This window comes from Coleofasciculus chthonoplastes PCC 7420 (assembly GCF_000155555.1).
Taxonomy (GTDB): Bacteria; Cyanobacteriota; Cyanobacteriia; order Cyanobacteriales; family Coleofasciculaceae; genus Coleofasciculus; species Coleofasciculus chthonoplastes_A.
Genome location: NZ_DS989846.1, coordinates 91307 through 107982, shown reverse-complemented (window position 1 = coordinate 107982; position 16676 = coordinate 91307). Strand labels below are relative to the sequence as shown.

12 protein-coding genes are annotated in these 16676 nt (G+C 46.1%); 7 read left to right on the top strand and 5 right to left on the bottom strand.

Features of this window, described 5'->3' with window-relative positions:
* The first annotated feature begins 157 nt into the window (after positions 1 to 157).
* Positions 158 to 4594, top strand: coding sequence for a response regulator (locus MC7420_RS35020; protein ID WP_006100254.1), 4437 nt, complete (start codon positions 158 to 160; stop codon positions 4592 to 4594).
* A 121-nt stretch (positions 4595 to 4715) separates the two neighbouring features.
* Here MC7420_RS35020 and MC7420_RS09540 read toward each other — a convergent pair whose 3' ends face one another.
* From MC7420_RS09540 to MC7420_RS09520, 5 genes are all read right to left on the bottom strand, one after another.
* Entirely contained in the window at positions 4716 to 5174 is a 459-nt protein-coding gene (locus tag MC7420_RS09540) for a GUN4 domain-containing protein (protein ID WP_006100372.1), read from the bottom strand.
* Between the two features lie 105 nt (positions 5175 to 5279).
* A complete protein-coding gene (locus MC7420_RS09535; protein WP_006100285.1) occupies positions 5280 to 5579 on the bottom strand; it encodes a putative quinol monooxygenase in 300 nt (99 codons plus the stop codon).
* Between the two features lie 236 nt (positions 5580 to 5815).
* Positions 5816 to 6169 (bottom strand): DUF1257 domain-containing protein, encoded by a 354-nt coding sequence (locus MC7420_RS09530; RefSeq protein WP_006100016.1) that lies wholly within the window; start codon positions 6167 to 6169, stop codon positions 5816 to 5818.
* 144 nt (positions 6170 to 6313) lie between these two features.
* Positions 6314 to 7825 carry a stress-responsive protein Ycf46 gene (gene ycf46, locus MC7420_RS09525; protein ID WP_006100306.1) on the bottom strand — a complete coding sequence of 504 codons (1512 nt, stop codon included), beginning with the start codon at positions 7823 to 7825 and terminating at the stop codon, positions 6314 to 6316.
* An 85-nt stretch (positions 7826 to 7910) separates the two neighbouring features.
* Positions 7911 to 8261, bottom strand: a complete 351-nt coding sequence (locus MC7420_RS09520; RefSeq protein WP_044206195.1) for a hypothetical protein — start codon at positions 8259 to 8261, stop codon at positions 7911 to 7913.
* 265 nt (positions 8262 to 8526) lie between these two features.
* On the opposite strand from MC7420_RS09520, the gene MC7420_RS09515 reads away from it, so the two are divergent.
* The 6 genes from MC7420_RS09515 to MC7420_RS09485 all read left to right on the top strand — a co-directional run bounded on the left by MC7420_RS09515 (position 8527) and on the right by MC7420_RS09485 (position 16546).
* On the top strand, positions 8527 to 9027 hold the full coding sequence (locus MC7420_RS09515) for a hypothetical protein (RefSeq protein ID WP_063712005.1): 501 nt from the start codon (positions 8527 to 8529) through the stop codon (positions 9025 to 9027).
* Between the two features lie 261 nt (positions 9028 to 9288).
* Entirely contained in the window at positions 9289 to 9966 is a 678-nt protein-coding gene (locus tag MC7420_RS09510) for a response regulator (RefSeq protein ID WP_006100047.1), read from the top strand.
* Between the two features lie 970 nt (positions 9967 to 10936).
* Positions 10937 to 12445, top strand: a complete 1509-nt coding sequence (ggpS, locus tag MC7420_RS09500; protein WP_006100113.1) for a glucosylglycerol-phosphate synthase — start codon at positions 10937 to 10939, stop codon at positions 12443 to 12445.
* A 190-nt stretch (positions 12446 to 12635) separates the two neighbouring features.
* Positions 12636 to 14324, top strand: coding sequence for a glycerol-3-phosphate dehydrogenase (gene glpD / locus MC7420_RS09495; RefSeq protein ID WP_006100078.1), 1689 nt, complete (start codon positions 12636 to 12638; stop codon positions 14322 to 14324).
* Between the two features lie 90 nt (positions 14325 to 14414).
* Positions 14415 to 15443, top strand: a complete 1029-nt coding sequence (locus MC7420_RS09490; RefSeq protein WP_006100227.1) for an NAD(P)H-dependent glycerol-3-phosphate dehydrogenase — start codon at positions 14415 to 14417, stop codon at positions 15441 to 15443.
* A 122-nt stretch (positions 15444 to 15565) separates the two neighbouring features.
* Positions 15566 to 16546, top strand: coding sequence for an aldo/keto reductase (locus MC7420_RS09485; protein ID WP_044206189.1), 981 nt, complete (start codon positions 15566 to 15568; stop codon positions 16544 to 16546).
* Positions 16547 to 16676 lie beyond the last annotated feature (130 nt).

The window sequence follows — 16676 nt, the reverse complement described above, 5'->3', positions numbered from 1 at the left end:
TCCTCTTTTCGTCTGCATCTGTGTCGGCTACAGTATAAGAGAACGTCCCATTCAGGTGACATTAATCTTCTGCCAAAAGTTTGTCAGACTGTGTTACCTGATGATCCGGAATGTTCTGATAAATATCCGAAGGATAAAATAGTGACGGGAGACGGCTATGAAACTGAAGACCAAATTTATCTCAGGCTTTCTAGGGGTGGCATCGCTGGTCGCTGTTTTGGGAATTATTACAATTCAAACAAAGAAAAATGTTGATGATAATTTTAATCGAATTACCGAGGGTACTACCCGTCAACTGGTGGCATTAAATCAGATTAAGGCAGCCTCCTTACGGTTAACCAATAAAGCTTATAGTTATGCTGTGATCGAAGGAAAATCGACCACCACCTCGCCAACATCTCAAGACGAAGAACCGGAAAAACAAGCCAAAGTTGACTTCCAACAATCGGTTGCAGCTCTGGATCAGTATTTAGCCGAATTTCAGTCCTTTGCCAATAACCCTCAAGCTCAAAGCTTTTATCGGGAATTGAAAGTTAGTAAGCTGCTATTGGCAGAAATCAGCCAGGAAATTTTAGCCTTAGATGACACCAACTTCCGACGCACTGATATTTTGGCAAAACGGCAAGCGTTAGAGAATGCGGAAGACCAATTTTTAGCCGTTGTTGATCAAGCCATTACCTTTCATACGAATACTCTAGAAGAAGAAAATCAAACCGCAAATCGCAGTTCAACTTACTCACTGATTATTAACCTCACAGCAATTACTGGAGTTGTCGCCGTATCAATTATTTTCGGGATCATTTTAGCCGATCGCGTGACCAAGCCGATTGTTAAACTCAAAGAAGCTGCCGCAAAAATTGGTGCAGGGGACTTCGATACCTATGTTGAGGTACAAACCAAGGACGAGCTAAGTGTCTTAGCCGATACCTTTAACCAGATGAGTAAACAGCTCCAAGAAACGACGGTATCTAAATCCTATCTCGATAATATTATCAGTTCGTTGAGTGATGGACTCATTGTCCTGAATAAAAATATTAGAGTTGAAAGCTTTAATGAAGCTACATTATTTTTATCCGGATATTCTCCCAAAGAACTGCGCGACCAACCCTTAGAGCGTTTCTTTAAAGAAGATAATTTTTTAGCTCATTTACAGGCAAATGATTCTCAACAAAGTGGCTTTCTGGGTCGATACGAAACCACCTTCTTTACGAAAACAGGTACTTCTGTTCCCGTATCTGTTACCGCCTCAGTGATGAAAAATTCATCCGACAGGATTCAGGGAATTGTTTGTTTAGTCCAAGACATTTCGGCTCGCAAACGGGCAGATGAGGCATTGCGCCGTCAAGCGTTAATGTTTGAAACCATTTATGATGGTGTTATTGTCACCGATTTGAAGGGTCATATCCTGGACTGGAACCCAGCAGCAGAACGTATTTTTGGCTATGAAAAAACCGAAGTATTAGGTCAAACCTGTGGCATGGTTTATCAACCCGATGAAGCCACCGCCCTAACGCAACAAATGCTGGATAGTTTACTCCATGAAGGACGCTGGACACGGGAGATTGAATTTATCCGAAAAGATGGCAATAAAGGGGTTTGCGAAACCGTGGTTGTGCCGTTGCGGGATGACCTAGGTAGACCCATCGCCGCGATTGGGGTGAACCGGGATGTGACTGAACGAAAAGAGTATGAAAATAAACTGGTAGAAGCGCGAGAAGCCGCCGTCGAAGCCGCCCGGGCAAAAGCTCAATTCTTAGCAAATATGAGCCATGAAATCCGCACGCCAATGAATGGCGTGTTGGGAATGAGTGAATTACTGTTAACCACGGATCTTAATCCCCGCCAACTGGATTTTGTCAAAACCTTGCAAGTCAGTGGTGAACATTTACTGGGCGTAATTAATGATATTCTCGACTTCTCCAAACTCGAAGCCGGAGAAATGCGCCTCGATGTTGATGAGTTGAACATTAATCGGTCGTTGGAAGATGTCTTAGATTTGTGTTCTCCCCAAGCCGAAGCCAAGGATTTAGAATTAGCGCTGTTAGTCGATACGGATGTACCGCGACGACTGATGGGAGATGTGGGGCGATTGCGTCAAATTTGTACCAATTTGGTGAGTAATTCGATTAAATTTACCGAGTCCGGTGAAGTGGTGATTCGGGTGTCAGTTCACCAAGAGTTAGAGGAGCAGGACAAGCTTCAACTACGATTTGCTGTGCGGGATACAGGGATTGGTATTAACCCAGAGGATAAAAGTAAACTCTTCCAAGCCTTCTCTCAAGTCGATTCCTCGACCACCCGCAAATATGGAGGAACAGGTTTAGGGTTAGCAATATGTAAGCAACTGGTAGAAATGATGGGGGGTGAGATTGGCGTCGAGAGTCAACTGGGTGTGGGTTCGACGTTCTGGTTTACAATTACCTTTGGTAAAGTACCGGTGGGTACTGAGGAGAATGAGAGCGATCGCATATTTAGCAATTTACCCATTTCCCCCGAATCCCTGCAAGGAAAACGGGTATTAATCGTCGATGACCGCCCGATTAATCGCCAAATTGTCAAGTATCAGTTAGAAGCCAGGGGTATGGAAGTCGATGAAGCTGATAATGGTATTATTGCCCTCAATGCCATGCAAGCCTCTGCCGAAGCGGGTAAACCCTATGATGTGGCGCTACTGGATATGAAAATGCCCAAAATCGATGGGTCAACCCTAGGACGGTTGATTCTGGCTGAACCGGATTGGGCAAAAACCAAGTTAGTCCTAATGACCTCGATGCACGCCGGGGATTCCGCCCAACCCTTGCTGAAAAGCGGGTTTGCCGATTATTTAGTTAAACCCGTAAAAGAATCTCAATTGCTGGAATCGTTACAGAAAATCCTGGCGGCTGAGATTCCCGCCACCCTGTTCAGTACCCAATCGGCTATCCCTGACCCCTCTCAACCCGCACCCCAATCCACTTGTCTAAAAATTCTCTTGGTGGAAGATACGCCGATTAACCTGAAATTGGTACGCCATCAGGTGCAACTCTTGGGTCATGAATCAGAGTCGGCAGAAAATGGTCAAGAAGCCCTTGACAAAATCGCCAAAAATGACTACGACATCGTGTTAATGGATTGTCAGATGCCCGTAATGGATGGCTACCAAGCAGTCCGAACCTTACGGGAGCGAGAAGGCACAGACCGCCATACTATCGTGATTGGCATGACTGCTTACGCCATGCAAGGCGATCGCGAAAAATGTCTAGCTGCAGGAATGGATGACTATCTGAGTAAGCCAGTCATGGTGAAAAACTTAGCACCCGTATTAGAACGATGGTCATCCGTGGTCAAAGGCGTCTCACCTAAACCTGAACGTCCCTCTCCGGCTCAATCCACGAGTAGTCTACTCTCTAATGTCGTGGACTGGAAGCGTCTCAAAGAAATCTCCGAAGGTGATCCTGCCTTTCAACTAGAGTTAGTCCAAGGCTTTATTAAAGAAGGCGCAAGTTTTATTAACCAAGCAAAACAGGCATTAGCTGATAAAGACTGGGTTATGGTTACCAATAAAGCCCACCAACTCAAAGGTGCCAGTTCCTCCGTCGCCGTGCAAACCATGCCCGATGTGGCGGAACAACTGCGACATGAGGCGAGAACAAAAAATGCCGAGAGTAGCGCTAAACTAATTGGAGAGTTAGAGAAACTCCTTGAGCAACTAAAAGGACATATCGACCTAAATACCACCTCCCTAAAAGAGGAACTACCCAGCAAAGGATGGGATTTTCAACAAGAGGTTGCTGAGTTGGCAGCAAAGACATCGAAATTGAAAGCGGAAACAGAACCAAAGCAGTCGCTAACTCTTTTGTTAGTGGAAGATACGCCAATTAACCTGAAATTAGTCCAGCATCAAGTCCGCCTCCTGGGTCATCAGTGGGATTCTGCGGAAAATGGTGAAAAAGCCCTGGAAAAATTGGCAGAGAATGACTATGACATTGTGTTAATGGATTGTCAAATGCCGGTGATGGATGGCTATAAAGCCACGCAAACTTTACGGCAACGAGAAGGTACAAACCACCATACGATTGTAATTGGTATGACCGCTTATGCCATGCCAGGCGATCGCGATAAATGTATTGCGGCGGGAATGGATGACTATCTGAGTAAACCAGTAATGGTGAAAGAACTGAAAGTCATGTTACAGCGATGGTCATTAGTGGTCAAGGAAAATAAGGCGAAATCTAGCAAACAGATAGATAGCCAAAATACGGCTGAAACGACTACAGATCCCGTGGATTGGAGTGCATTATCAGAAATTTCTGGCGGTGATCCAGAGTTTCAGTTGGAATTAGTCAAAGGATTTATTAATGATGGGTCAACGTTTCTCTCCCAAGTCCAGCAAGCATTGGCGGATAAAGACTGGGTAATTTTGGCAAACAAAGCACATCAACTTAAGGGTTCTAGTGCGTCTGTGGCGGTGGAATCGATGTCAGATTTAGCATGTCAACTCAATGATCACGCCCACCAGGAAAATCTAGAAGAGGCAAAGAAATTAGTGAGTCAGATGGAGGAAATTATGGCGCAGGTTAAGGCATCGGTGGAGAATAAAACAGCGGCGGGATAGGAAAAGTTTGAGTTTATATGCACTGATGTGCATTAGTCAGAATTTCCATTCGTAAGCGAGGTACACAGATCCCCGACTTCTTAAAGAAGTCGGGGATCTAGCTTGGATAGTGACATTTATACTAAAGATTGCACGCACTAACACGAGAAAACAAATCATCACGAAGATCTCCCCACGCCAACCATCCCACGACTCCACCGCCAGGGAGATGTCCTATTGGTGCATTCTGATTAAATATCAGCTCATTGTAACTTTGCCACCGATTAGATACCCGCCAGCCAATCTGATCAGCAAATGCCATCAAATCCTTTCCTGATTGCTCATAAATCCGCTTCTGAACACTAAAACCAAATTTACCACTGCTATACTTAACCCACAGTTGATCAATCGCCCGAAGTTCCTGACAAGGAAATTGCTGAATATCTTGATTCGTTAAATAGCCGCGTTTATCCGCACCCGTAATTTCCAAGATAATCGTAAACGTTTCCTGGTCTGCTTCTCGCCACTGCCCTGCTGCTAACAGTTCGTCAAGTTTACTATACTTTGCCCCTTCAGAAGATCTTAAATTATCTTCAAACATACGCTTTTTTGTAAGTCAATATACAGTAGAGATTTGGTATCCTGATCACCCAGTTTTTTTCTACTGTATAACTTAATCAATCATTCCCTACCCGAATCAGAACGATTAAGCTAATAAGACATAATGACGAATATCTGGCGGTGAAGCGAACAACTCTTCCCCTTCTAAAAACGCCTGCTGAATGTGAGCCGAGTCCAAATGTACTCTCCACGCTTGCTCACTTTCCCATTCTGCGACAAAGGCAAACTCCGTGGGAATCGCCGGACTTTGTAATAACTCGTAAGTGATACAACCGGGTTCCTTGCGCGTCGCTTCAACGATTTCTAACAACAGTGCTTTGAGTTTCTCTTCCTTCCCCGGATGCGCGACGACACGAGCTAATACTCGGATTTTTGTGTTTACCATGATTATCGATCCTCTGCGTACATCTCCTCACCAATAAAAGGCTACCGCAGTTCGGAACGCGATCGCAAAAACCAAGCCCATACAAAAATACGACGGAGAAACTCCCTGGATGAGAGGTTTTCCCGCCGTTATTATGTTATGGAAAAGACTAGAACATTTGTTCTATAACCTTTTGAAAAAACGGGTCAACCCCAAATAAATTGGTTAACCCGTAAGCTTGGGAACGCCTTGATGGACTATTTTTGTACCACCAGTTTAACGTTGGCATTTTGTAAGCCACGTTGCTTGACCTCTGCTAAGGTCTTGTTAACGGCATACTTCTGGTTGATCGAGTTGATCAGTTCGGTTTGGTTGTGCTTTTTAGCAACACCCCACAGGTCAGCGATCAGGTCAAAGGAACCATCGCCATTGCGAGACCAACCGAGGTCATACTCGCCTTCGAGAACAGCAACGATGTCCGAACGAACACGTTGACCGTTATAGCCGCGCACATCAGCTTCCGTTTTAACGGAAATACCTAGATCGCTCAAAGAAGCCTTTAAGATTTCGGCATCGGTGATCTTGGTACGCAGAGTGCTAAAGTGAGACATTTTAGATTTCCTCCAGTAGAGATAGAAAACAAACGACAACGTAGCTTTTTTCTTGGGTCTGCCGCTGTTAAATTGCGGCGTCTTTTGAAACTGCTAGCAAAGTTTTGCTAGCCTTTCCTCCTGTTGGGAGCAGGAGAAAGCCTTTTAGAACTCCATTCGCTGATATTCAGCAACGGAGGCTGCAGCAGGTCTCGCTCTCTGTCTTGCCCAGTCCCTCAGGGCTGTGACCTGCTCAGTCATTGTCCGAGAAAGCGGCAGCGTGGCTTTAATCGCCGCTATAATATCCAGTTGGGTGAATTCCCGGTCTTGTGCAAATGCCTCGTACATTGCAGCGATGAGGGCTTGCTCAATTTCTGCACCGGAAAAACCGTCACAAATTGTCGCCAACTGTTCGATATCAAAGCGCTCTATATCTCGACGCCGCTTACTCAGATGAATCTTAAATATTTGCTGACGCTCTTCTTTATTCGGTAAGTCAACAAAGAATATTTCGTCAAATCGACCTTTGCGGAGAAACTCTCCCGGTAGCCGTTCCACTCGGTTAGCTGTCGCCATAACAAATACAGGCGATGTTTTCTCTTGCATCCAGGTTAGGAAGGAACCAAAGATGCGGCTAGAGGTGCCACCATCGGAGTCAGCTGAGCCGCTGCTTCCCGCAAAAGACTTGTCCAGCTCATCGATGAAAAGGATGGCGGGTGAAATCGATTCTGCTGTTTTTAGGGCATTTCTCAAGTTGGCTTCTGAGCGACCAACCATAGAACCATCATACACCCGACCCATATCTAACCGCAATAGCGGTAGTCCCCAAAGGCGAGAGGTTGTTTTGGCAATGAGGGATTTTCCGCATCCGGGAACTCCCAGAATCAGCATCCCTTTGGGTTGGGGTAAACCATACTCTCTTGCCCGTTCAGTGAAAGCGCCCGATCGCTGTTTCAGCCATCGCTTGAGTTCTTCTAAACCGCCAATGGCATCAATGGTTTCATCCTCTTCAATATACTCTAAAATACCATTGCGACGAATGAGCTGTTTTTTCTCAGAAAGCACAATATCGACTTCCGCTTCCGTGAGACGCCCAGCTTTAACTTGGGCTTTGCGATACACTTTCTCCGCTTCGTCTCGCGTCAAACCCAATGCGGCTTTCAGGAGTTTCTCCCGCGTTTCCGTGGTGGTGCGACGCCCTTTGGTTTTTTCCAATTGCTGAGACAGCACTTGGTTGAGTTCGGTTAAATCCGGTAAGGGGTAGTCGATAACCACCACTTCCTTCTCTAACTCGATCGGCACCTGCTGCATGGGAGACATGAGGACAATCGTCTTCTGAGCCGCCTTGAAGCTCGCGATCGCATCCCGCAGCCATCGGGTTGTTGCTGGAGAATCAATAAATGGATGTAGATCCTTAAATATATAGATACCAGGTTCTTTTTGTTGAATAACCCATTGAACAGCTGCTTCTGGAGAGACTGTATTGTGCTGGGTGATGTGGCGTGATTGACCATACTCCACAATCCCATGGGTGACAGTCCACACGAATACGCGCCGTTGCTGATTCTTATTTTGAGCAATCATGGCTATTGCCCGTTCTGTCCGCTCTTCCTCTGACGTCACCAGGTAGATTAGAGGGTATTGAGCTTGAATGAGAATACTTATCTCTTCTTGCATGACTATCGACCTACTTAGAGACGGCACAACCACTGCCCAAACATCATTAATAGAACTCTCGCAGTTAGCTGTTTTTGTAACACTATCAACAAGGAACAAGTTCCTCTTCGCCCTGAGAATCGGTACGGGATTTAACTTCTTCTCGCACTTTCTCGACAGGCAGTTCATCATCCAGAAGGCTGGGCTGATTTTTTAGGGCAACCATATCTCCATCTTGAATAACAACTGAGCTAGAACATTCCGGGCAGTTGTATACCCGATGAGTATTCCCGTAGGATGCTTCTACCTCGTCTACCACTTCCGGGTGGTGTAGATAGAATACGATTGCTCTCTCGACCATCGCCGACATTGAGTCTGAGTCAACGGCTGCTCGGATTTTGAGCTGGCGATGAAGTCCTGGTGGGAGATACAACGTAACTTTTTGCTTGTCTTGCATATTATTTTCAATCGTTTTACCCGGGTATGTATGTCAGATTATCCGCATTTTCACTGGCTGTCAATACCTTAAGCCAGCATGACGGCATTTTTGTAATATTTCTTTACATTATCCGGTTCTAATGCCCGATCAGGCGGATTGGAGGAGATGGGGGAGCTGGGGAAGCTGGGGAAGCTGGGGAAGCTGGGGAAGCTGGGGAAGAGGATTAACAATGAACCATGCATGAACAAAGGACGAATGACTAAAGACGAATGACTAAAGACAAATGACCTGGAAATTCATTGCTCGAATCGCGCCACTGGCTGTCTTACTTGTAAGCTGCCAGGGTACTAATGTGGATTTGCCAGAAAGCTGGAACACCTACCGCAACTCCCGCTTCAACTTTGAGTTCCTCTATCCCAACAATTGGATACCCTTTCCCATACCTGACAATCTTGATGGTCGAGCCTTTCGTGATCCGGAGAATCCCAACTGTGAGATTAGGGGATGGGCAGAATTTGCCCAACTAGGAACCCCATCACCTGAGAGTACATCCCAACCACTCAATCCATCTCAACCTCAAAATTTCTTCACTGAACAAGGTGAAACAGGTAAACTTCAGGTAGACGTTGACTCTGATATCAGTGTGATGACCCTAACCCTGACCCAGGAAAATGTAAGCTACAACTGGCAGGGACGCTGTGAGAGCGAACAATTTGCTGATTACTATCGCTTTTTCTATTACATTGCTCGTCAGTATCGTCTTCCAGTAGCTGAGGAGAACTGATAGCTGCAAATCCGCATCCATACAAAATGGGTAGTTGCGCTGTCTTCTCTATCAGTCTCGGCATCACCGACAATAAACTCTTTCTTAATTCAAGAAAATATTCTCCGATTTGCCGTCTTGCAAAAAGGTTGATGTAGCAACGATTAGGGGATTGCGGGATGTTTAGCGCGATCGCATCCGGCTATCCATCTAAAAGAACACATCCTTTCTTTGTAAAATACGGAAGTGCGATCGCATTACTGCCTTACTTGGGTATGAACCATGTCCTCAGAACTTCCCTCCCCGACTAATTCCCCAACCAGTTCCACACCTTTGCGAGTTGTGATTGTGGAAGATGATCCCATGATGCAGCTTGGCTTAGAACAATCCTTATCCACTAACCCCCAGCTTGAACTGGTGGGACAAGCTGAAGATGGCTACATGGGCGTGGAAATGACCAAACAACTCCAACCTGATATCGTGGTCATGGATATTGGTTTGCCCCGTTTAGATGGGATTGCTGCTACTCAGCAAATTAAAGCGGAACTCCCGGAGGTGAGAGTGGTCATCCTCACCTCTCATACCACCGATCGCGAAATTATTGCCTCACTCTCTAGCGGTGCTGATGCCTATTGTGTTAAAGGATCAAGTGTAGAACGATTACTCCAGGCGATCGCAGCGGCGGCTGAAGGTGCAACGTACCTCGATCCTCAAATTGGTCGTCAAGTTCTCAAGCATCTGTCTCCCCCTTCTCCCACAGGCAATGTTTCCAATTTGTCACAACGGGAGCTAGAAGTCTTAAAACTGATCGTAGAAGGCAATAGTAATCCAGAGATTGCCGCTAAACTCTACCTCAGCGCCAATACCGTTAAAACCCATGTACGCGGGATCATGAACAAACTTTCGGTAGATGACCGGGTACAAGCGGCGGTGGTGGCGTTGCGATCGGGAATAGTTTAATTGTTATTTGTCATTCGTCATTTGCTTCCTCATCTCCCTCGTCTCCCTGCATCGCTAACGATATGTGACAAAGCATTCTGCTAAATTTTACTAAAATTTACACTTTTTTATACTTTTATAGTATAGTAGCTACAGATAGCTGCTCGATAAGGAAACCTGCCGGTGGCAGATATCATCCATAACCAGAGTGTAAGTGATGAATCCTTGTCCACTGGATGTCAGACTATTGTTGAATTCTGAGGTATCCCAGTTTTGTTGTTAGCTTTGGCTCAAGTAAACTCTTGCCAACCTGCTACGGCGTTAGTCCTATGGGCAGAGTACTGAGTACGGCAAATACTAATCGAGGTTGAACACAATTCCCCTAGGATTTGATGGCATAGCCAACTTAGTCCGTACATTGGCGGTTTCGTCATCAAAACTAGACTGTTGAGAGTATTTTCGATCTAAGTAATGACTTCCAATCTGTTTCAACGAGTTGCCATCGCTCTAAATCGGTGGATTTTAGGGGATTGCAATCAGCAACAGCCTGGGTTAAACCAATATCGGCAATGCTACAGCGCTCAGATATTACAACCCTGACCTTATCTATTGCAACCTTCAAAAACATCATTGTTGGTAATATAAGTAACACGGGTAATATGATGTCCGGACCCATCACCCTTAATAAAAAAGCCCGAAACCCTTGCGGTTAAAGCATTGTTATTATGGGCAATTCACCGGACTTGATATAATGCGTTCAATCTTGACTTCCCATCAGGATAATATTGACTGACTGGGTTTTCCAGCCAACGATTGAGTCATTTTTGAGTAGATACTCATTAGAGTAAGTAGGAAGTCAAAAGGGAAAATCATAACTGTGGACACTCGACAACCCTAAATTTATCGAAGCTATCAAATTATATTCCCATCCAAGTTGCATTGGGATCGGGAATTGTACCAATTTTAATGGTAAACACCTGGAGGTAGTTGCATGAAATCATCACTCGTTATCCTTTATCACCGCGAACCTTATGATGAGGTCGTGGAAAATGGCAAAGTGCATTATCGGGCAAAGAAAAGCCCCAATGGGATTGTACCAACCCTGAAAAGCTTCTTTGCTGGCGTCAATCAAGGCACCTGGATTGCTTGGAAACAGGTGAATGCTAAGCAGAAAGCTAACTTTGAACAGCGGATTGTTGTGGAAGGTGAAGCAAACTACAACGTTCGCCGAATTCCCCTCTCCGCCGATCAAGTCAAGCATTTTTATCACATCACCTCGAAAGAAGCATTTTGGCCCATTCTGCATTCATTCCCCTATCACTTCACTTACGAAACCTCAGATTGGGAAAACTTTCACACGATTAACCGCCTATTTGCCGAAGCCGCCTGTGACGAAGCAGCAGATGATGCTCTAATTTGGGTGCACGACTACAATCTATGGTTAGTACCCTACTACATCCGGCAGCTAAAGCCGAATGCTCGGATTGCGTTCTTCCACCACACTCCCTTCCCCTCTGTGGATATTTTTAATATCTTACCTTGGCGGGAAGAAATTACAGATAGTTTACTCTGCTGCGATATCGTCGGCTTCCATATTCCGCGCTATTCAGAGAATTTCGTCAATGTGGCTCGCAGCCTGCGCCCGGTGGAAATTGTCAAGAAAGAACCCGTACCTGAGCATATTACCCCTATGGGAATCGCATTGGCTGAGCCAGAAATGACCACCCAGATCCGATACAAGGATCAGTTAGTTAACATCGATCCCTTCCCGGTTGGAGCCAATCCCCAACAAATTCTATCTATCCTGCATAAGCCAGAAACTCAAAAACGGTTTGAGGAAATTAAGGAAAGCTTGGGCGATCGCAAGTTAATTATCTCAGCCGGACGAGTGGACTATGTGAAAGGCACTCGTGAGAAGCTAGAAGCTTATGGACGCCTGTTAGCGCGTCGTCCGGACTTGCATGGCAAAATTAATATGCTGGTTACCTGTGTGGCGTCGGCGTCTGGAATGCGGGTTTACAAAACTGCCCAAACTCAGATTGAGCAGTTAGCTGGAAAAATTAACGGGCGGTATGGGAACTTAGACTGGCTACCGATTATGCTCTATACCCAACCCGTTCCTTTACCGGATTTGCTCTGTTACTACAAAGCCGCAGATATCTGCTGGACAACGCCCCTGAGAGATGGTTTAAACCTGGTCGCGAAGGAATATATCATCACTCACGAGAAACAAGAAGGTGTACTAGTCCTCTCCGAGTTTGTCGGTGCAGCCGTCGAACTCCCGGATGCCATTTTGACCAACCCTTACTCCATCGATCGCATGGATGAATCGATTGAGCAAGCGCTGGCTATGTCTCCTGAGGAGCAAAAAGAACGGATGGCGAAAATGTATGACATCGTAACCAAATACGATATTCAGTGTTGGGCAGATCACTTGTTTGAAATGTTTGAGAAAACCAAACATCAGACAGCGAAGCAACAGCAAGCAGTAGCTGTTTAAGCAGATGTTCCAGACGTGCTACGGCACGTCTGGGTGCATGGGAGCGGGAGAAAGTGTTGAGTTTTAATTAACTTTCTTGTCCTCCTTGTCTCCCTTCTCTTGTCTCCTTGTCGCCCTTATCTCCCCTATTGATTACTAATTTGCCGCCGTCGCGACTACTGTGGAAGTTAGATGTTACTCAAACTGGATCATGCGTGATTTTCAAACCATCCAGAGCCAAACCTACGATTTAATTGTCATTGGAGGTGGCATTAACGGTGCTGGCGTCGTCAGAGACGCGGCTCTGCGAGGTCTTAAAACGATTTTGCTGGAGAAGGCTGACTTCTGCGGCGGTACAACCAGTTGGTCAACGCGATTAGTTCACGGTGGCTTGCGCTATTTAGAATATTTTGAATTTGCCCTAGTGCGGGAATCGTTACGGGAGCGAGAAATTCTCCTGCATACAGCCCCCCACTTAGTCAAGCCCCTAATGCTGACGATTCCGATCTACAGCGATCGCTCTCGTCCCTATTGGAAAATTCAAGCCGGGATGCTGCTCTATGATATCTTGAGCTTCGAGAAAACTGTACCGTCCCACCGGATGCTGCCCAAACAGAAGTTTAAGCAGCTATTTCGCCATATCGATCCCGATGGTTTAGTTGGTGGAGCGCAGTATTATGACGGTCAGGTGGCGTATGCAGAGCGTTTGGCATTAGAGAATATTATCTGTGCGGAACTTGCGGGAGCAACGGTTCTCAACTATACAGAAGTCACCCAATTACAGCGCCAAGAGGGTCGCATCACCAGCATTACTTGCAAAGATGCCCTAACTGGCGAAGAATTCACCGTCCAAGGGAGCGATCGCGCCGTGGTTGTAAATACAGCCGGTCCCTGGGTGGATCAGGTTTGTCACTCTGGGGTGAAAAATGGACAATCAGCGCCCATCGGTGAGAAGAAAAAAATTGGTCCAACCAAGGGAAGTCACATCATTGTCCCTCCCTTCCCCGGCGCACCGGAAACAACCTTGTATGTAGAAGCCAAAACGGATGGTCGTCCGTTTTTTATTGTGCCATGGTTGGGCATGTATCTGATTGGCACGACTGATTTGCGACATCAAGGTTCTCTTGACTCAATTAAGGCAGACAACGAGGAAATTGATTATTTACTCACTGAAACCAATCGAATTCTGCCCACCGCCCAATTGTCCCGTCAAGATGTGAAATTTACTTATGCTGGGGTACGTCCCTTACCCAATGAAGAAGGGAAGAAACCTGGAAGCGTCACTCGCAGCCATATTCTCTATGACCATACCCCAGAAGGTGTGAGCAATCTGATTTCTCTCATTGGCGGCAAAATCACCACCTATCGCCAAGTGGGTGAGGAAATGGTGAATAAAGTATATCGCAAGTTGGGACGATCAGCCCCCCCTTGTCCCACCTACAAGAAACTCTTACCGGGAGCCATTTTACCCAGTGATCCGCGTCTAGAAAAAGCGCTGCAAGACTATCGCACCACATTACCCTTGGCGACAATCCATCACCTGTTTGACATCTATGGTGCTAAGGCGTTGGATATTTTAGCCTTAACCGACGAAGAACCGGAATTGGCACAAGGGATTACACCAAACTTGCCGGATATTAAAGCCCAGATTATTTATGCGGTGCAGTCGGAATTTGCACGGACGTTGGTAGATATTGCCCGTCGCCGGACTAGCCTAGCCATGCATACTAACTATGGCTTTGATATTTTGCCCGTTTTGACGGACACCCTGTCTCGATATGGCGGTTGGAGTTCGGCGGAGTGCGATCGCCAAGTTGAGGACTATCGCGCTTTCATGGAAGCCAATTGTATTCCCGATTACGCGATGGCGACTCAGAAAGAAACACAAACCGTGAGTTAATCACATCAGCAAAGGCAAAAGAACTCATCATCTTCTTTTGCCTTTGACCCTTAACTTGACCAAAATTATTGAGTTCAAAATATAAGATCTATGGTGAGCAATCTCTCAAATTCTCAATCCAGCTCATCTCAAGCTGATACAACCTCACAAACCAATCAGGCTCATGCACACTCCCACCGGAGACCGGCGCCAGAAGCCACCCTCGCCATTCTCGGCGCTGGTGCTTGGGGTAAAGCGTTGGCAACAATTGCCAGACATAAGAACCATCAGGTTCGATTGTGGTCTCGCAGCAGCGAGGAATCTCTAGAAGAGGTATTAGCGGACATTGATATGCTAGTCTCCGCAATTCCGATGAAAGGGGTGGCGACGACGGCGGCTAAGATTCAAGAAATTGGTTTGCCGGATTATGTGACAATTATTACCGCCACCAAGGGATTAGACCCAGAGACAACTCGTACCCCTTCTCAAATCTGGGAAGCCGACTTTCCCAACCATCCGATTGTGGTACTCTCCGGTCCCAATCTCTCCAAAGAAATTGAGCAAGAACTCCCCGCCGCCACAGTGGTGTCGAGTACAGATATGGCAGCCGCTTATGAAGTGCAAACGGTATTTTCGTCCAGTCTCTTCCGAGTGTACACCAGTCCAGATCCCCTTGGCACAGAACTCGGAGGAACTCTGAAAAACGTGATTGCGATCGCGGTTGGGGTTTGTGATGGTCTAAAATTGGGTACTAATGCCAAATCTGCCCTGATTACCCGTGCGTTAACTGAAATCCTTCGGGTGGGGACACACTTAGGCGGACAAACGGAAACCTTCTTCGGATTATCAGGTTTGGGCGACATGCTAGCGACTTGCAGTAGTGTACTCAGCCGTAATTATCGCGTCGGTTACGGTTTAGCCCAGGGAAAAAAATTGGAGCAAATTCTCGAAGAATTACAAAGTACGGCGGAAGGGGTAAACACAGCCAATGTATTGGTTAAAATTGCCAATCGCGAGCAGATCCCCATCCCCATCTGTCGGCAAGTTTATCGCCTACTCAACCATAAAATTACACCCCAAGAGGCTGTAGAAGCATTGATGGAGCGGGATTTGAAGGCAGAATTTTGCGATTTGTTCTAAACCGTTACCTAAGACATCAGCAAGTCTAGGCAGAAATGCTCATATCTAGGCTTGCTGCTTACTTCCTGCTTCATCTTGGTGATAACACAGATTTCACAGATTGAATCACATTCTGTAGGATTATGCAGACTAGCCAAAAACTCTCCCTTCCTACCATGGGCTGCGGAACGTGGGCATGGGGAAATCGACTACTCTGGGGGTACGACGAAAGCATGGATGACGAGTTGCAAGCTGTCTTTAATCTGTGTGTCAGTAATGGCGTCACCTTATTTGATACCGGTGATTCTTATGGCACAGGCAGACTGAATGGACGCAGTGAGCAACTCCTGGGACGATTCTCTAGCGACTATTCTGGTATAAACCAAGAGAACCTATGCATTGCCACCAAGCTAGCCGCCTATCCCTGGCGATTAACACGCGGCTCAATGGTATCCGCCTGTCAAGCCTCTGCGCGACGATTGGGACGAAATGTTGATTTAGCACAGATGCATTGGTCTACTGCCAATTATGCACCGTGGCAAGAAGAACGGCTATTGGATGGTCTAGCTGACCTCTACGAAAAAGGACTGGTTAAGGGTGTTGGACTCTCTAATTATGGACCAAAACGACTTCAAGAAATTTATCCCAAATTTAAAGAGCGAGGTGTTCCTATCACTACGTTACAAGTCCAATATTCACTCTTGTCTACTTATCCTGTTACCGAGTTGGGTATCAAAGACGTTTGTGATCAATTGGGAATTCAACTGATTGCCTATAGCCCTCTGGCGTTAGGATTGTTGACGGGAAAGTATTCTGAGAAAGATCCATTACCGAAAGGGTTACGCCGTTTGTTATTTAAGCAGTTATTACCCGGAATCCAACCGCTTTTAGGTTGTTTACGAGAAATAGCCTCCTCCAAAGAGAAAACCATGGCGCAAGTTGCGATTAATTGGTGTATTGGTAAAGGCACTCTGCCTATTCCTGGTGCAAAGACGATGAAACAGGCACAAGAGAATATTGGTGCGCTGGGATGGCAGTTAAGTGCTGGTGAGATTACTGAATTGGATCAAGTGGCGGCAAGTTTAGATAAGGCGATGGTTCAAAACATTTTTCAAACGCGATAACACATATATCTATATAGGGTTTGCTGAGTAAGTTTTGTGGTGAGGGGAGGGAACAGGGAACAGGGAACAGGGAACACCTCGGCTTCGCTCGGTGTAATAAGATAAAGAAAATGAAGAGTTAAATTTTTTA